The following is a 15,430-nucleotide window of genomic DNA, read 5'->3' on the forward strand; positions in this document are numbered from 1 at the left end:
TGTCAATCGAAGCGAGCGCCGTCAATCATGCGGCGGAGCTGGTCGAGTGCGAACGAGTCGGGATAGCCGTTCTTCTTCAATTCCAACTCGGCAGCGCAGACCATTTTCGCCATGAGCCGCAGCGTCCGGCGGACGTGCACGACTTCCAGCACGAAGCGCTGTTCGACCGTGAGCGAGCGATTTTTCTTGTAGGGGATCGCGCTCCACGCGTCGCGAAGCTCCTCCCATGTCAAGCGTTGGAACTCAGGCAGTTTCGTTGCCTTGTCGGAGCCGGGATCGGGTTCGCCGGGGACGTCGTGAAGCCTGCATTTCATGGCTTCGCGAGCGCGCCACTCGTCAGAGAACGGAGCAACCGATGCGCGCGGATTGCCCATGCGTCCGGCCCGCACGATCTCTTTGTCGATCTTGTTTGATAGGCGGCGCAGGGGGGCTGCGTATTGCAGCTCGTCGGCACGATCGAGGTACGCGATCATTCTCGTGGCGTCGCCGGTCAGGGTGCCCATCTCACGCAGCGTAATTCGCAGGTGCAGCACTTCGAGAATCAGTCGATGGACGTCGGCATACGTGCATGTGCGCCACCATTGCGACATAGCGTCAAACTGAGGAGGGTCGAATGGGGGCAAGATCATGATGCGAGCAAAGCACTGTATGGATATACAGTTTATCGCGGAGTAAGATGAGGCCGTCAAGTCTCAAAAATAGGGGCGGGCTGTGTGCACCAATTACGTTGCGCCGGGCGAAGATCCAGGTCTGAGCGAACTGAAGATTGACAGCTTCCGTGACCTGTACCGATGGACGCCGTGGAAGCCGGAGATCTACCAAGACTACGACGCCCCGATCGTCGGATATGTCGGCGGGCAGTTCAAGCCGCTGATCGCGGGCTTCGGCTTCGTGCCGCGCGCGGTACAGAAGGAGCGGATTGAAGCGGCAAAGGCGGCCGGCAAGAAGCCGGATATCATGCGCACGCTGATGAACGTGCGTGATGACAACGTGGGGAAGTCGCGGCTATTTGCACCAACGTGGCGAGCCGGCGGCCGCTGCCTCATCCCGGCCAAGTACGTTGTCGAGCCATCGTATCCGGACGCGTATCAAGACAACGATGGCAAATGGGTGCTCGGGCGATGCGTGTGGCAACGCATCGGCGTGATCGATCGCCCGACGATGTGCGTCGCCGGTATCTGGCAAACGCTGCATCGCCCGGACGGCACCGACATTCATGCGATGGCGATGCTAACCGTCAACGCCGACGGCCACCCGCTGATGTCGCGCATGCACAAACCGGCCGACGAAAAACGATCGGTCGTGATCCTGCGACCTGACGACTGGGAAGAGTGGTTGACGACGTCGAACGTCGAGGCTGCACGCGCGATGCTTCAGCTCTACCGGGCCGAAGAGATGGTTGCAGAACCAAAGTGACTTGCTGGTGCGGACTCGAGACGGACAGGAGAGACCCGCCTCAGTCGGCGAAGTCGTTGCCGGAGTGGCTGGCCGGCGGCCGGCCATTGGGCAGTCGAGTACGCTTTTTGAGCTGCGATGGGTATGTTATGCTGTCGCGCGAGTAGCACGAGACTCTTTTGTAAACAACGAGTTACCGTGCGTGGAAATATTTTAAAGGGACTACATATGCCGGCGGCTCCGCGGATCGAGTATGCAAAGGTCGATGATCTTTATCTAGATCCGACTAATCCGCGTTTAGGTCGTCGAGTTGCATCCGACAAGTTGTCGCAGGATAAAGTCCTGGACGCGATGAAGGATTGGACGCTTGACGAACTCGCGACCTCTTTTTTGGAAAGCGGATTTTGGCCACAAGAAGCGCTGATAGTTGTAAAAGAGAAGCTGTATGGTTCTGATCACTTGGTTGTAGTTGAAGGGAATCGACGCTTAGCTGCGCTTAAATTGTTGAAGCAGGCTGCAGATGGGGCACCTATTTCATCCAAGTGGCGTGAGTTGATTGGATCTCGGCGTGTTGAGAACGGTTTCTTCGATGACATTCCTTATATCGAAGTGGGCGACCGGAAGGATGTTTCTGCCTATCTCGGTTTTCGCCACGTCACTGGTATCAAGGAGTGGAAGCCGGCAGAGAAGGCTCAGTATATTGCGAAATTGATCGAAGACGAAAATCTTTCTTACGATGACGTACGTAGGAAGATTGGTAGTAAAACACCTACCGTTCGGCAGCATTATATTTCTTATCGCCTGCTGCTTCAGATGGATGAGCACGAGGATGTTGATGTTGATCGTGTAGAAGAGAAGTTTAGCGTGTTGTACCTGTCGCTTCGAACCGCCGGCGCGCAAAAATACTTGGATATCAATATTCAAGCGTCTCCAGACGAGGCTAAATATCCTGTTCCGCAGGAGCATTTGCAGAATCTCGCGAATTTCGCCAAATGGTTATTTGGTGATAGTAGAAGTGAGCCACTGTTTACTGATTCCCGCTATGTCGATTCGTTCGGAAAAATTCTAGAGAGCGATGAGGCCGTGGAATATCTTGAGCGCACGGAAAAGCCTCGATTTGAGCTCGCATATAGAAAGGCGGGGTTGGGTGAGGAGAATGTGCTCGAATATGTTGCTCTCGCTTCCGATAATGTGCAACTTGCGCTTCAGGATGCGCATATACATCGTAAATCGGAGCGTGTGCAAAAAGCAGTTAAAAGACTTTCGGCTGACGTGTTGCAGTTGGTGAGCATTTTTCCGGCAATCGAAGAAGAACTGAAAAAGGATTTGTGCGACGATGCTGGGACTGCCTGAGAGTGGGATTAGCGCATCCGCCAAGAAGCATAATTCGAATCTTGGAATTGTATGCGATTGGATTGAATCGAGCGTTGTCTTTTCGGATGACAGTCTTTCCAAGGCCGATATTGTTGACGTGCTTCTGGAAAATGAAATTTACCAATCGCAGGATTTTGCGCTTGAATTTATTGATAGCGTTTGGAGTATTCTGCGAGCTCGGGTAAACGCTTTGAATGCTGGCGGTGCGTTGCAACTGCGCCTAACGGCGGACAGAATTGAGCGGCGCGGCGAGTGGCGGGATTTTCCCGCCTACGCTTTTTGCTTGGCTTTGTCCTGTGGGAGTTATGTGTATCCAAGGTGGGCTCGTGACTATGGATACGATTCGAGCGTGCAAGGGAGTTTGTTTGAGCGCGTGGCGCATCACTCGTTAGTTAACATGTTGCCAGGATGGCGAATCCAGCGTGTGGGGTGGGCTCCGGATAACCCGGTCAGGCTGTACGAGATTATCGACGATATCGTCAGTTCATTAAACGAGGTTGCTGGCTCGGAAATCGATGTTTATGTTGATAGTCACGCAAATGAATTAGGTCTGGATTTGCTGGCGGCGTATTCGTTCGGTGACGAAAATTCTTCGTCCCCACTTTTGATGGTTCAGTGTGCTAGTGGAAAGGATTGGCAAAGGAAGAGGCATACTCCTGATTTAACTGTATGGAATAAGATAATTAACTTCAACTCTCCACCGGTTAAAGGATTCGTGATTCCTTATTCGTTTACGGATAAGCAGGAGTTTAGAAAAGAGGCCACGAAAGTGAATGGCGTGTTTCTGGATCGATATAGGTTGCTCAACCCGGGTAGAGCAGCGGAGCATGTGTGGGATGTTCCAGATCTCAACGCAGATTTAGTGGAGTGGGTGGGGCCGCGAATTGCGGCTTTGCCGCCATTGGATGCTTAAGCGCGAGGCGAATTTGAGATTTATAGATTTATTCGCTGGACTCGGCGGTTTCCATCTTGCGGCGACCTCAGTGGGCGGGGAGTGTGTGTTTGCATCTGAGCTTCAAGACGACCTCCGCAGCCTATACCAGCGCAATTTCGGGGTGCCGGCGGCTGGAGACATTCAGAAGGTACCTCTCGAATCCATTCCTGGCCACGATCTTCTGTGTGCCGGATTCCCTTGTCAGCCATTTTCGAAAGCGGGTCGCCAGAACGGATGGAAGGACGCGGTTCGTGGGACTGTTTTTTTTCGGGTTGTTGAAATTCTTGAGCAGCATCGCCCGGAATTTGTTGTGTTGGAAAATGTTGCGCATTTCGTAAATCACGACGATGGTAATACCTATCAACGTGTTATAGAGGCACTTCACGCGCTAGGTTATGATGTGGACAGCCATAAGCTCTCGCCGCATCACTTTGGTGTGCCCCAAATTCGAGAGCGGATGTATTTGGTTGGTCGGTTGCGAACTGCGGGCGGGCTTGCCGGGTTTTCTTGGCCGGTACCTATTGATGCAACGCTTGATATTGGTACGGTTTTGGACTCGAATCCATCCGATGCCAAACCGTTGCCGGGCTACGTGGTCGAATGTCTGAACGTTTGGCAGGAATTTTTGGAGAGATTTCCCAAGAATTCCAAATTGCCGTCTTTCCCAATATGGGCGGATGAATTTGGTGCGAATTACCCATACTCACGAGACACACTTCGGCAGTTTTCGATTGGCGAACTTTCAAAATTCCGTGGGTCATTTGGTAGAAGGTTGAAAGGAAGTTCAAAGGAAGAGTTGCTGCAAGGTGTGCCGAGTTACGCTCGCGGAAAGAAAGGCGTGTTCCCAGATTGGAAGCAACGGTTTATTTGGCAAAATCGAGAACTGTATAGGGAGCATAAGGGTTGGATAGATGGATGGTTACCGCGTCTCTTGGCGTTTCCGCACTCGCTTCAGAAGCTTGAATGGAATTGCCAAGGAGAGGAGCGCGATATATGGCGCTACATCATTCAATTCAGGGCGTCGGGCGTGCGTGTAAAAAGGAGAACAACTTCGCCATCGTTGGTTGCGATGACGACTACGCAGGTTCCGATTGTTGCATGGGAGCGCAGATATATGACCGTTCGCGAATGTGCTCGTCTGCAATCTATGGACGAGTTGACAGCGCTGCCCGATGCCAACGGTCGGGCGTTCAAGGCATTGGGTAACGCCATAAACGTCAAGGTGGCAGCGGCAGTGATTCGAAATTTGATTGCTTGCCGTACGGGTGCACGAAGTATTGGGGGTGATCCGGCAAATCCTGTAGAGGAATTACCTGCGCTGGTGTAGTGGTTGCGGTGTGAAGCTGAATATGGTCCCCGCGATTCGTACTCAGCACAGTTTCACAGTCGACGAGAGCGCTCGACGAGCAAGTTCGTCTGTTACAGGTTATTGGAAATTTGCAGGCGCTGAGTCGGCAATTGCGAGCGGTCAAATCCCATAATTCATTGATTTTTATCGATATGTGACGGCCTGCAAAGCCGTTTAGGCCGGTTCGACTCCGGCTCGCGCCTCCAGGTAGAACGAGAAAAAGCCCCGCTTCGGCGGGGCTTTTCTTTTTTCTGCATCGTTTGCCGGCCGCCGTACGGGATGCATGCGACGGCCTCCGCGCAATCAGCCATCCACCGGCTGCGCGGGCGTATCGAGCTTCAACTGATAGAACGCCGCGTCGAGCCAGCGGCCGAACTTGAATCCCGCCTCCGTGATCGTGCCCGAGTGCACGAATCCCAGTTTCGTATGCAGTGCGATGCTTCCGGCATTGGTCGCGTCGATGCAGCCGACCAGCACGTGCACCTGCGCGTCGCGCGCACGACGGACGACTTCGCGCAGCAGCAGTTCGCCGAGCCCGCGACCGCGCTGGTCGCTGCGCACGTAGACGCTGTGTTCCACCGTGTACTTGAACGCAGGGAACGCACGGAACGTGCCCCAGCTCGCGAAGCCGAGCAGCGTGCCCGATGCGTCGACGGCGCCGACGACCGGAAACCCGCCCGCGCGTTTCGTCGCGAACCACGTGACCATCGCTTCCGGCGGGCGCGGCCGGTAGTCGTACAGCGCGGTCGAATTCGCGATCGCGTCGTTCAGGATCTCGAGGATGGCCGCTGCGTGCTCGGCCTCGCTGCAATCGATCAGGCGCACGTCGTCGTGCTGTTTCGGGGAATTCATACGGGTTCCTGGTGGGGTTGAACGGGGGCGTACACCCCACGCATGCGTTACGCGTTCCGCGCGCCGGCCGCGCCGGACGCATCGCAGATCACGACGACATAGCGCGCGGGACGCGGCGACGGATTGCTGAAGATCAGCGGCTGGTCGAGGCGCAGGGCCAGGCAGTCGCCTTCGTGAAGCGCGTGCAGCGCATCGCCGAGCGTGACGTCGACGCGGCCGCTGATGACCCACACCTGCTGATGCAGCACGCGCTCGCGTCCGCCGCTGTCGTACGCGACGCGCGCGCCGGGCGGGAAATCGACCTCGACGAGCTGGATCGGCGACGGCCAGCCGGCCGGGGAGAGATTGCGCCGCACGTAGCCGGACGCCGGATCGCGCCACTCGGCCTGCTGCGCGCGCCGGGCCAGCGGCTGCGCGGGCGCGTCGTCCCGGTCGCCGCCGAACAATCCGGCCAGCGAGATGCCGAGACCGGCCGCGAGCTTGTCGAGCACGACGGCCGTCGGGCTGGCCGACGCGCGTTCGATGAGCGAGATCATCGAACGGCTGACGCCGGAACGCGCGGCCAGCGCATCGAGCGTGTAGCCTCGAACGGTGCGCAGTTCGCGCACGCGCCGTGCGATGCGCTCGTTGATGCCGCTGTCGTCGGCCGCGGTGACCGTGGATTCTTTCATGATGGATTGATTTTCCAGCAAACTGGAATTTGATGTCAACGGCATTTGCCGCAGCCGACAGAGAGGGGAACGGGATTCGGGCAGCTTGCCCGGCGGGCGTGCGCAGCGTAATATACGAAATAGCTACGTTTCGTTTAATTGGGGATATATGGGCATCATCAAGATTTCCGAGCACATGCATGAACGGCTGCGCTCGACGAGCACGGCGCTGAGCCGTTCGATCAATGCGCAGGCCGAACATTGGTTGCGCGTCGGAATGCTGGCGGAACTCAACCCGGCGCTGTCCTACGGCGACATCTGCAAGATGTTGATCGAGGCCGAGGCGCGGGGCGGCGACGTGGGGCCGGCGGAACCGGTCGCGTCGCAGATCGAGCAGGTGGCGTAATGGCGAGGCGAGAAATCCCGATCCGCGGGGCCGCGGAAATCGCGAAGTCGCGCGAAGCCGCGAAGCTCGCGTCGCAGGTGCTGACGATGATCACCGAGCACGTGAAGCCGGGCGTGACCACCGACGAGCTCGACGCACGCTGCCGCGAATACATCGTCGACGAACTCGGCGCGATTCCCGCGAACATCGGTTATCACGGTTATCCGAAGACGCTGTGCACGTCGGTCAACCATGTGGTCTGTCACGGCATTCCGACCTCGCGGCCGATGCGCGACGGCGACATCGTGAACCTCGACATTGCGGTGATCAAGGACGGCTGGTTCGGCGATACGAGCCGCATGTATTTCGTCGGCGAGCCGAACGAGCTGGCGCGGCGCCTCGTCGCGGCCACCTACGAGGCGATGCACGCGGGCATCCGCGCGGTGCGTCCGGGCGCGACGCTCGGCGACGTCGGTTACGCGATCCAGCAGGTCGCGCATCGCGAAGGGTTCAGCGTCGTGCGCGAGTATTGCGGGCACGGTATCGGCGATGTCTATCACGACGAGCCGCAGGTGCTGCATTACGGCCGCCCCGGCACCGGCGTGCCGCTGCGGCCGGGGATGATCTTCACGATCGAGCCGATGCTCAACGCGGGCAAGCGCGACACGCGCGTGTTGGCCGACGGCTGGACGGTCGTCACGAAGGACCATTCGTTGTCCGCGCAATGGGAGCACATGGTCGTGGTGACGGAAACGGGCTTCGAGGTGCTGACCGAGGACGCGAAGCCGCAGGCGTTCGCGGCGCTGTCGGGCACGCACGCGGCGTGACGCCGGCCGTGCGCCGCGTATGACGAGGCGCGGCACTGCAATGAGACGGGCCCTTTCGCGGGGCCCGTTCCGTTTGCGGCGACCGGCCGGCGCGGCTCAGCCGCGCGCCTTCTGCCACGCGTGTTCGACGAACACGCGGCACAGCGCTTCCATGCCCTTGCGATCTTCGTCGTCGAAGCGCGCGGCGACCGGGCTGTCGACGTCCCACACGCCGATCAGCGTGCCGTCGCCGGCCACCAGCGGGACGACGATTTCCGATTCCGAGGCCGCGTCACACGCGATATGGCCGGGAAACTCATGCACGTCGCGCACGACCTGCGTCTCGCGCGTCTGCGCGGCGGTGCCGCACACGCCCTTGCCGAGCGCGATGCGCACGCACGCGGGCTTGCCCTGGAACGGGCCGACGACGAGTTCGGTCCCGTCGAAGAAGTAGAAGCCGGCCCAGTTGAGACGATCGAGCGCGTGATAGACGAGCGCGGAGAAATTCGCCGCGTTGGCCGTCAGGTCGCGTTCGGACTCGACGAGCGCGCGTGCCTGCTCGACGAGCGTCGCGTATTGATCGGCCTTGGAGGCGTTGGGGTCGTTGGACAGCGTGAACATGGCGGGAAAGCGATAAGGGTTGTGAAAAGACGCGTGGCGCGTACCGCAGTCTACGGCACGCACGTGCGGTCTGCAGCGCTCAGTCGGGCTCGAGTTCGGCAAACCGCTCGGCAAGGAAGTCGAGTAGCGCGCGCACCGCGGGCAGCAGCCCGCGGCGCGACGCGAACACCGCGTGCACGATCTCGCGGCGCGGCGCCCAGTCCGGCAGCACGGTGACCAGTTCGCCGCGCGCGACTTCGTCGCGGACCATCATCGTCGGCAACTGCACGACCCCGACCCCCGCGACGGCCGCCGCGCGCAGCGCGAGCATGCCGCCCGTCACGAGGCGCGGCTGGTGATGGATTTCCGCGTGCGCGCCGTCGGGCCCGCGCAGCCGCCACACGTGGGTGGACTGCGGCACGCCGTGGTCGAGGCTCGGCAGGCGGGCGAGATCGGCGGGAACGGCCGGCGCGCCGCACTCGCGCAGCAGCGCGGGGCTCGCGACGAGGCACTGGCCGCGCTCCGCCAGCACGCGCAGCGCGAGATCGCTGTCTTCGAGCGGCGGCGGGCGCACGCGAATCGCGACGTCGATTCCTTCGCCGACCACGTCGACGCGACGGTTGGTTGCTTCCAGATGAATTTCGACGCGTGGACACGCGGCCATGAACGCGGCAATCATCGTCCCGACCAGCGAATCGAGCAGCACGACCGGGCAGCTGACCCGCACGATGCCGCGCGGCTCCTCGTGCAGCAGCGCGATCGCCTCGTCGGCCGCGTCGGCCTCGACGAGCATCGCGCGGCAATGCGCGTAGTACGTCTGGCCGACGTCGGTGACCGTGAAGCGGCGCGTCGAACGCTGGATCAGCCGCATCCCGAGCCGTGCCTCGAGCAGCGCGACGCGGCGGCTCAGTTTCGATTTCGGCATGTCCAGCGCACGCCCGGCCGGCGCGAAGCCGCCGTGTTCGACGACCTGCACGAAGTAGTAGAGATCGTTCAGATCCCGTGCTTTATCGTTCATGAAATAGAACGCTGAGTGCGATTTCGGCAGTCTACCGGATCGATCGTTCCACCTCTATATTGCTACCCATGGATGCGAAACACGTGTTTCGCCGCAATTTGGAGAAGGGCCATGAAGAAGATCCAGGGTGTGTACAGTGCGCCGCGCGGACATTGGGTCGGCGACGGTTTCCCGGTGCGTTCGATGTTCAGCTACCAGTCCCACGGCGCGCACCTGAGCCCGTTCCTGCTGCTCGACTACGCCGGCCCCGCGACGTTCGAGCCGGGCTCGGTTTCGGCGCCGCGCGGGGTCGACCAGCATCCGCACCGCGGGTTCGAAACGGTGACGATCGTCTATGACGGCGAAGTCGCGCACCGCGATTCGACCGGCGCGGGCGGCACGATCGGCCCGGGCGACGTGCAGTGGATGACGGCCGCGAGCGGGATCCTGCACGAGGAATTCCACTCGGAGGCGTTCACGAAGCGGGGCGGCCCGCTCGAGATGGTGCAGCTGTGGGTGAACCTGCCCGCCGCCGACAAGATGGGCGCGCCCGGCTATCAGACGCTGCTGAACGCGGACATTCCCGTGGTCGAGCTGCCGGACGGCGCCGGGCGTGCGCGGATCATCGCCGGCGAACTCGACGGGCGGCGCGGCCCGGCCCGCACGCACACGCCGATCGACGTGTGGGACGTGCGGCTCGTGGCCGGCGGCCACGCGCGGTTCCCGATCGCCGAAGGGCGCACGCTCGCGGTGGTCGTGCTGAGCGGCACCGTGCAGGTGAACGGCGAGACGGTCGCGCGCGAAGCGCAGTTCGTGCAACTCGGCCGTGACGGCAGCGACGTCGAGATCGAAGCGAACGGCGACGCGAAGCTGCTGATCCTGAGCGGCGAGCCGATCGACGAGCCGGTCGTCGGCTACGGTCCGTTCGTGATGAACTCGCAAGCGGAGATTCGTACCGCGATCGAGGACTTCAACGGCGGCCGCTTCGGCCAGATGCCGGCATGACAGTCGTGACGGCATGACGGACAGGCCCCGCGCAATGCGGGGCCTTTTTTTCGCGAGCGGGCAGGCGGTCGTGCGCGACAGGCGCTTCGAGGCATAATCGACGGTTGTCGCGCGCCGGCCGGCGCGCCCGAATCAGGACCGTACATGAACGCATCCGCCGCATCCCCGAGCGCTGCCGATCTCGACTGGCGCTGGAAATCCTTCGACGCGCTGACGGCGCGCGAAGTCTATTCGATCCTCGAGGCGCGCAGCGCCGTGTTCGTCGTCGAGCAGAACTGCGTGTATCGCGATATCGACGATGCGGACCAGGCCGCATGGCACCTCGCCGCGTTCGATCCGGCCGGCCGCCTGGCCGGCTATCTGCGCGTGCTGCTGCCCGATGCGCAGCATACCGACGTGCGTATCGGCCGCGTGCTGACGACCGCCGCGTTTCGTGGTGCGGGCCTCGGCAACGGGCTGCTGTCGCGCGCGCTCGAGCACATCCGCGCGCAATGGCCGGATACGCCGGTGAGCCTGCACGCGCAGGCTCACTTGCAGCGTTTCTACGGGGCGTTCGGCTTCACGCCGAGTTCGGACGTGCATGACGAGGACGGCATCCCGCACGTGTGGATGAGCAGCGCGCGCGCATGACGCGCGGCGGTCAGTGCACGGCGCGGGGCACCGGCGGCTTGTCCGCGTGCCGCGCCGCGCGTTCGCCGATCAGGCGGCCGCGCGCGGAGAGCCGCAGCCAGTGCCGCAGCGCGATCAGCGCACCGATCACGCTCATCATCGAGCCGGGAATCCACAGCAGCAGTCCGCCGATCTGCTGATCGCGCAGCGGGCTCAGCCACGTGAAGGCACGGCCGCAGATCGAGTAGATCGGATACAACTCGTGCGGCGTGAAGAAGATCAGCGCGCCGAGCGCGATCTGCGGCGGGATCGCCGCGACGACGATCAGGATCCGGCGCCCCGGCGACAGCCGCGCGGGCGGCGCGGGCCGCGGATCGACGACGAGCCACCAGAACAGCAGCCCGTCGATCACCATGCTCCAGTTCATCACGCGATAGAGCCGCCAGTCGAGCATCGCGATGAAGTGGATCGGCGAGAGCAGCCAGAAATAGATCAGCCCGACGAACAGCACGACCGCGACGACCGGATGGAACACCACGTCGAGCGTGGCCCGGACGGGCGCCCATGCGAGCGCGGGGCGCACGAAGCGCTGTCGCCAGCGGAACGGGATGCCCGCGCGGATCGCCGCGCCCGGATACGACAGCGCGATGAAGAACGGCCCGAGGTGGTGCAGCACGAGATGCTGCGCGCGATGCATGAAGAACTCGTGCTCGAAGAAATAGTCGAGCCGCGTATGCAGCGCGATGTAGAGCGCCGTCAGCCCGAACCAGAACGAGAACTGCCGCAGCGGCGACACCTTCGCCTTCTTCACGCCGCGCGCGAACAGCACGGCCGCCGTCAGCACCGCGATGACGACCGTCGGCGACGGCTCCCACGGGTCGAGCCAGTACAGGAGGTTCATTGCGCGCGGATCACTTCGCCTGGGCCGGCGACTTCACGGCAAACGGTGCGTCGACCGTTTCGCCGTCGGAGAATTTCAGGCGCAGGTGCACGGTGTCGCCCGGCTTGATCGCGTGCTTCGGTTCCTCGAGCATGAAGTGATAGCCGCCCGGTGCGATGTCGACCTTGCCGCGCGCGGGGATCGTCAGCTTGTCGACCATTTCCATCTTCTGCGTCGAGCCGTTCGACACGGTCTGGTGCAGCATGGCCATCCCGTAGTCGGGGCTGTCGACGTCGACGAGATCGACCGGCTTGTCGCTCGTGTTCACGAGCGTCACGTAGCCGCCCGCGGGCAGCTTGTTCGGCAGCCAGCGCACCCACGCGCCCTGCGCGGTGATCGCGCCGGCGGCATAGGCCTGGGCGCCGGTGCACAGCGCGGCGAGGAGGGCGAACGTCTTGAGGGTCGTCTTCGTGTTCATGGCGGAATTCAGGTCGTGGAGGCGGTGTCGATGATCCGGCGCACATCGGCGGCGATGGCGTCGGGCGAATCGCGATCGGTCGCGAGCAGGCGCGCGCGGCCGGTTGCGTCGAAGATGTAGACGGCCGAGCTGTGCGTGACTTCGTAGCCGCCGGACGGATCGCGTTTTTCCATCTGGTACGCGACGCGATAGCGTTTCGCGAGCGATTCGATCTGGCCGTCGGTGCCGGTCAGGCCGCGCGCGTGCGCGGCGTCGAACGCGGCGACGTACGACTGCATCATCTGCGGCGTGTCGCGCGCGGGATCGACCGATACGAACAGGATGCGCACGTCGTTGGCCCGCGGGCCGAGCTTGCCGAGCACTTCCATCAGCCGCGCCATCGTTTCGGGGCAGACATCGGGGCAGTGCGTGTAACCGAAGTAGACGAGCGCGACGTGGCCGCGGAACGCATCGGCGTCAACGGGACGGCCGTCACCGCCCGTCAGCGTGAACGACAGGTCGGGCAGGTGGCCGGTGACGTTGGTCAGGTTCCAGCGCGGCTCGTCGTGCGTGCACGCGGCGAGCGTCACGGCGGCGGCGAGGGCCGCGGCCGTGCGGATGAGGCGGGGGAGGCGCCACGGCGGCGCGGGACGGGCAGACGACATCCTGGGGCTCGATCGGTCGGAAAAGTGGCCGGCCGGCGGTGATGCCAGGCGTCGCGCGGCAGACGGTTGCGACTGTAGCGCAATTCGCGCGCCCGCGTCCTTTCGAAACCCGTACGGGGCGAGCGAGCGGGGCAATATGTCGCAGTTGACGCAAGCGGCGGCGCGCGGCAGGCGACGTACCGGTTTCGCCCATCTCGGTGCGCAGGCGCGGTAAGATGCGCACAATTCCATTCGCGCAGCGGCGGCCCGTGGTTGCCGGCCGACCCTCAGACTATCGAATCGATGCAATCCGTTCCGGCTTCCCTGTCCCTGACCGATACCGCGTTCTTCTTCGACTTCGACGGCACGCTCGTCGAACTCGCGCCCACCCCCGACAGCATCCACGTTCCGCCGTCGCTGCTGACGCTGCTGGACGCGTTGCGCCGCCGCTCGCACGGGGCGGTCGCGATCGTGTCGGGGCGCGGCATCGACAACCTCGACACGTTCCTGCAGATGCCCGGCCTGCCGATCGCGGGCCTGCACGGGGCGGAGCGCCGCGATGCGAACGGCGACACGCAGCGCATCGGCTTCAACGACGAACGCCTGTTGCGCATCGAGCGCGAGCTTGCGGGTGTCGTCGACCGTCATCCGGGCATGCTGCTCGAAATCAAGGGCGCGGCCGTCGCGCTGCACTTTCGCAATGCGCCCGAGCGCGAGGCGGTCGCGCGCGAAGCGGCCGAGCGTCTCGTGGCCGACTATGCCGATGCATACGTGCTGCAGCCCGGCAAGATGGTGTTCGAGATCAAGCCGAAGGGCGTCGACAAGGGGCGTGCGCTGGCGGCGTTCCTCGACGAACCGCCGTTCGCGGGGCGCATGCCGCTGTTCGCGGGCGACGACCTGACCGACGAGAAGGGCTTCGCGGTGGTCAACGCGCGCGGCGGCCTGTCGATCAAGGTCGGCGCGGGCGAGACCTCGGCCCGCGCGCGGCTCGATTCGGTCGACGCGCTGCATGAGCAGATCGCGCGCTGGCTCGGCACGGGGCAGCCGCACGCATGAGCCGGCTCATCATCGTTTCAAACCGCGTCGCACCGATTTCGGAAGGCGAACCGGCGGCGGGCGGCCTGGCGATCGGCGTCTATGACGCGCTGAAGGAGACGGGCGGCATGTGGTTCGGCTGGAGCGGCGAGGTCGTCGCATCCGGCGCGCCGCAGCCGCAGATCCGCATCGAGGAGCGCGGGCCCGTGACGTTCGCGACCGTCGGGCTGTCGCGCCGCGATTACGACCAGTACTACCGGGGTTTCTCGAACGCCACGTTGTGGCCCGCGTTTCATTACCGTGCGGACCTGATCCAGTACGACCGCCACGAATTCGACGGCTATCGTCGCGTCAACGTGTGGCTCGCGCAGCAGCTCGTGCCGCTGCTGCAGGACGACGACGTGATCTGGGTGCACGACTATCACCTGATTCCGTTCGCGCGCGCGCTGCGCGAGGCCGGCGTGAAGAACCGGATCGGCTTCTTCCTGCATATCCCGTTTCCGGCCGCGCAGGTGCTCGTCAACGTGCCGCCGCATCGCGAACTCGTCGAGTCGCTGTGCGCGTTCGACCTGCTCGGCTTCCAGACCGAACCCGACTTGCGCGCGTTCTGCGACTACGTCGAGTTCGAGGCGGGGGGCGACGTCGAGCGCGACGGGCACAACACCGTGCGCGTGCGCGCGTTCGGCCAGACGCTGCGTGCGGCTGCCTATCCGATCGGCGTCTATCCGGACGAGATCGCGTCGCTCGCGCAGGCGGGCGAACACGGCAAGGCCGTGCGCACGCTCGCGACGTCGCTGCGCGGGCGGCAGCTGATCATGAGCGTCGACCGGCTCGATTATTCGAAGGGGCTCGTCGAGCGCTTCCGGGCATTCGAGAAGCTGCTCGAGCACCAGGCGTCGATCCGCAACCGCGTGTCGTTCCTGCAGATCGCGCCGTCGACGCGTGCGGACCTGCGCGCGTACCAGGATATCCGGCTGCAGCTCGAAGCGGAGTCGGGGCGCATCAACGGGCGCTACGCGGAGCTCGACTGGGCACCGATCCTCTACATTCACCGCCAGTACGACCGGCAGGTGCTGGCCGCGCTGTACCGGCTCGCGCGCGTGGGCTTCGTGACGCCGCTGCGCGACGGGATGAATCTGGTCGCGAAGGAATACGTGTCCGCACAGAATCCGGACGATCCGGGCGTGCTCGTGCTGTCGCGTTTCGCGGGCGCCGCGCGCGAGCTGACGGGCGCGCTGATCGTCAATCCGATCGACATCGACGGGATGGCCGATGCGCTGTCGCAGGCGCTGACGATGCCGCTCGCCGAGCGGCGCGCACGCTATACGGACATGATCGCGCAGCTGCGCGAGAACAACGTGTCGGTGTGGCGCGACAACTTCCTGCGCGACCTGCAGCACGCCTGACCGGCCGTTTCCGCGCCAATGAAAAAAGCCGCGGTGCGTGATGCACCGCGGCT

General features: G+C 63.0%; 18 protein-coding genes and 1 tRNA gene. 11 read left to right on the forward strand and 8 right to left on the reverse strand.

The window, feature by feature from the left end:
• Positions 1–2: 2 nt before the first annotated feature.
• Positions 3–590, reverse strand: a complete 588-nt coding sequence (locus WJ12_RS05620; protein ID WP_107313950.1) for a hypothetical protein — start codon at positions 588–590, stop codon at positions 3–5.
• Between the two features lie 121 nt (positions 591–711).
• Between WJ12_RS05620 and WJ12_RS05625 the strand changes: the two genes are divergently transcribed.
• From WJ12_RS05625 to WJ12_RS35800, 5 genes are all read left to right on the forward strand, one after another.
• Positions 712–1,416 carry an SOS response-associated peptidase family protein gene (locus WJ12_RS05625; protein ID WP_069245597.1) on the forward strand — a complete coding sequence of 235 codons (705 nt, stop codon included), beginning with the start codon at positions 712–714 and terminating at the stop codon, positions 1,414–1,416.
• 177 nt (positions 1,417–1,593) lie between these two features.
• Positions 1,594–2,748 (forward strand): hypothetical protein, encoded by a 1,155-nt coding sequence (locus WJ12_RS35790; protein WP_156810490.1) that lies wholly within the window; start codon positions 1,594–1,596, stop codon positions 2,746–2,748.
• The gene (locus WJ12_RS35795) at positions 2,732–3,682 is read left to right on the forward strand and encodes a hypothetical protein (RefSeq protein ID WP_156810491.1); all 951 of its coding nucleotides are present in this window, start codon (positions 2,732–2,734) and stop codon (positions 3,680–3,682) included. The genes WJ12_RS35790 and WJ12_RS35795 overlap by 17 nt, the downstream gene beginning before the upstream one ends.
• Positions 3,675–5,030 carry a DNA cytosine methyltransferase gene (gene dcm, locus WJ12_RS34410; protein ID WP_083262738.1) on the forward strand — a complete coding sequence of 452 codons (1,356 nt, stop codon included), beginning with the start codon at positions 3,675–3,677 and terminating at the stop codon, positions 5,028–5,030. Before WJ12_RS35795 ends, dcm begins: the two co-directional genes overlap by 8 nt.
• A 115-nt stretch (positions 5,031–5,145) precedes the next feature.
• Positions 5,146–5,257 (forward strand) — tRNA-Ser (locus tag WJ12_RS35800).
• 97 nt (positions 5,258–5,354) lie between these two features.
• Here WJ12_RS35800 and WJ12_RS05640 read toward each other — a convergent pair.
• Both WJ12_RS05640 and WJ12_RS05645 read right to left on the reverse strand, forming a co-directional pair.
• Positions 5,355–5,903 (reverse strand): GNAT family N-acetyltransferase, encoded by a 549-nt coding sequence (locus WJ12_RS05640; protein WP_034186519.1) that lies wholly within the window; start codon positions 5,901–5,903, stop codon positions 5,355–5,357.
• A gap of 47 nt (positions 5,904–5,950) precedes the next feature.
• Positions 5,951–6,574: a helix-turn-helix domain-containing protein gene (locus WJ12_RS05645; RefSeq protein ID WP_059560696.1), complete on the reverse strand. Its 624-nt coding sequence runs from the start codon at positions 6,572–6,574 to the stop codon at positions 5,951–5,953.
• Between the two features lie 148 nt (positions 6,575–6,722).
• Here WJ12_RS05645 and WJ12_RS05650 point away from each other — a divergent pair, with 148 nt between their 5' ends.
• Together WJ12_RS05650 and map are read left to right on the forward strand one after the other, a co-directional pair.
• Positions 6,723–6,959, forward strand: coding sequence for a ParD-like family protein (locus WJ12_RS05650; RefSeq protein WP_034186521.1), 237 nt, complete (start codon positions 6,723–6,725; stop codon positions 6,957–6,959).
• The gene (gene map / locus WJ12_RS05655) at positions 6,959–7,765 is read left to right on the forward strand and encodes a type I methionyl aminopeptidase (protein ID WP_034186522.1); all 807 of its coding nucleotides are present in this window, start codon (positions 6,959–6,961) and stop codon (positions 7,763–7,765) included. Before WJ12_RS05650 ends, map begins: the two co-directional genes overlap by 1 nt.
• Positions 7,766–7,861: 96 nt before the next feature.
• Here the strand turns inward: map and WJ12_RS05660 are convergent, their stop codons facing one another.
• Both WJ12_RS05660 and WJ12_RS05665 read right to left on the reverse strand, forming a co-directional pair.
• Positions 7,862–8,365 (reverse strand): GAF domain-containing protein, encoded by a 504-nt coding sequence (locus tag WJ12_RS05660; protein ID WP_034186523.1) that lies wholly within the window; start codon positions 8,363–8,365, stop codon positions 7,862–7,864.
• 79 nt (positions 8,366–8,444) lie between these two features.
• A complete protein-coding gene (locus WJ12_RS05665; RefSeq protein WP_059560694.1) occupies positions 8,445–9,362 on the reverse strand; it encodes a LysR family transcriptional regulator in 918 nt (305 codons plus the stop codon).
• A gap of 111 nt (positions 9,363–9,473) precedes the next feature.
• Here WJ12_RS05665 and WJ12_RS05670 point away from each other — a divergent pair, with 111 nt between their 5' ends.
• Both WJ12_RS05670 and WJ12_RS05675 read left to right on the forward strand, forming a co-directional pair.
• Complete coding sequence (locus WJ12_RS05670) at positions 9,474–10,346, forward strand: pirin family protein (protein ID WP_059560691.1); 873 nt, start codon at positions 9,474–9,476, stop codon at positions 10,344–10,346.
• Between the two features lie 144 nt (positions 10,347–10,490).
• Positions 10,491–10,976: a GNAT family N-acetyltransferase gene (locus tag WJ12_RS05675; RefSeq protein WP_034186526.1), complete on the forward strand. Its 486-nt coding sequence runs from the start codon at positions 10,491–10,493 to the stop codon at positions 10,974–10,976.
• 10 nt (positions 10,977–10,986) lie between these two features.
• Here WJ12_RS05675 and WJ12_RS05680 read toward each other — a convergent pair whose 3' ends face one another.
• From WJ12_RS05680 to WJ12_RS05690, 3 genes are read right to left on the reverse strand one after another with little or no spacing between them, the layout of a single operon-like run.
• Entirely contained in the window at positions 10,987–11,856 is an 870-nt protein-coding gene (locus WJ12_RS05680; protein ID WP_034186527.1) for a cytochrome c oxidase assembly protein, read from the reverse strand.
• Positions 11,857–11,866: 10 nt separating this feature from the next.
• On the reverse strand, positions 11,867–12,313 hold the full coding sequence (locus tag WJ12_RS05685; RefSeq protein WP_034186528.1) for a copper chaperone PCu(A)C: 447 nt from the start codon (positions 12,311–12,313) through the stop codon (positions 11,867–11,869).
• Positions 12,314–12,321: 8 nt separating this feature from the next.
• The gene (locus WJ12_RS05690; RefSeq protein WP_059560688.1) at positions 12,322–12,957 is read right to left on the reverse strand and encodes an SCO family protein; all 636 of its coding nucleotides are present in this window, start codon (positions 12,955–12,957) and stop codon (positions 12,322–12,324) included.
• Positions 12,958–13,239: 282 nt separating this feature from the next.
• On the opposite strand from WJ12_RS05690, the gene otsB reads away from it, so the two are divergent.
• The gene (gene otsB / locus WJ12_RS05695; protein ID WP_034186530.1) at positions 13,240–13,992 is read left to right on the forward strand and encodes a trehalose-phosphatase; all 753 of its coding nucleotides are present in this window, start codon (positions 13,240–13,242) and stop codon (positions 13,990–13,992) included.
• Positions 13,989–15,377 (forward strand): alpha,alpha-trehalose-phosphate synthase (UDP-forming), encoded by a 1,389-nt coding sequence (gene otsA / locus WJ12_RS05700; RefSeq protein WP_034186531.1) that lies wholly within the window; start codon positions 13,989–13,991, stop codon positions 15,375–15,377. Before otsB ends, otsA begins: the two co-directional genes overlap by 4 nt.
• Positions 15,378–15,430: the final 53 nt, after the last annotated feature.

The organism is Burkholderia seminalis, from assembly GCF_001718535.1.
Taxonomy (GTDB): domain Bacteria; phylum Pseudomonadota; class Gammaproteobacteria; order Burkholderiales; family Burkholderiaceae; genus Burkholderia; species Burkholderia seminalis.

Excerpts from the sequence above, each read along its gene's own strand:
- WJ12_RS05620 (WP_107313950.1), bottom strand. The coding sequence starts at position 590 with ATGTCGCAATGGTGGCGCACATGCACGTATGCCGACGTCCATCGACTG.
- WJ12_RS35795 (WP_156810491.1), top strand. The coding sequence starts at position 2,732 with ATGCTGGGACTGCCTGAGAGTGGGATTAGCGCATCCGCCAAGAAGCAT.
- dcm (WP_083262738.1), top strand. The coding sequence starts at position 3,675 with ATGCTTAAGCGCGAGGCGAATTTGAGATTTATAGATTTATTCGCTGGA.
- WJ12_RS05640 (WP_034186519.1), bottom strand. The coding sequence starts at position 5,903 with ATGAATTCCCCGAAACAGCACGACGACGTGCGCCTGATCGATTGCAGC.
- WJ12_RS05645 (WP_059560696.1), bottom strand. The coding sequence starts at position 6,574 with ATGAAAGAATCCACGGTCACCGCGGCCGACGACAGCGGCATCAACGAG.
- WJ12_RS05650 (WP_034186521.1), top strand. The coding sequence starts at position 6,723 with ATGGGCATCATCAAGATTTCCGAGCACATGCATGAACGGCTGCGCTCG.
- map (WP_034186522.1), top strand. The coding sequence starts at position 6,959 with ATGGCGAGGCGAGAAATCCCGATCCGCGGGGCCGCGGAAATCGCGAAG.
- WJ12_RS05660 (WP_034186523.1), bottom strand. The coding sequence starts at position 8,365 with ATGTTCACGCTGTCCAACGACCCCAACGCCTCCAAGGCCGATCAATAC.
- WJ12_RS05665 (WP_059560694.1), bottom strand. The coding sequence starts at position 9,362 with ATGAACGATAAAGCACGGGATCTGAACGATCTCTACTACTTCGTGCAG.
- WJ12_RS05670 (WP_059560691.1), top strand. The coding sequence starts at position 9,474 with ATGAAGAAGATCCAGGGTGTGTACAGTGCGCCGCGCGGACATTGGGTC.
- WJ12_RS05675 (WP_034186526.1), top strand. The coding sequence starts at position 10,491 with ATGAACGCATCCGCCGCATCCCCGAGCGCTGCCGATCTCGACTGGCGC.
- WJ12_RS05680 (WP_034186527.1), bottom strand. The coding sequence starts at position 11,856 with ATGAACCTCCTGTACTGGCTCGACCCGTGGGAGCCGTCGCCGACGGTC.
- WJ12_RS05685 (WP_034186528.1), bottom strand. The coding sequence starts at position 12,313 with ATGAACACGAAGACGACCCTCAAGACGTTCGCCCTCCTCGCCGCGCTG.
- WJ12_RS05690 (WP_059560688.1), bottom strand. The coding sequence starts at position 12,957 with ATGTCGTCTGCCCGTCCCGCGCCGCCGTGGCGCCTCCCCCGCCTCATC.
- otsB (WP_034186530.1), top strand. The coding sequence starts at position 13,240 with ATGCAATCCGTTCCGGCTTCCCTGTCCCTGACCGATACCGCGTTCTTC.
- otsA (WP_034186531.1), top strand. The coding sequence starts at position 13,989 with ATGAGCCGGCTCATCATCGTTTCAAACCGCGTCGCACCGATTTCGGAA.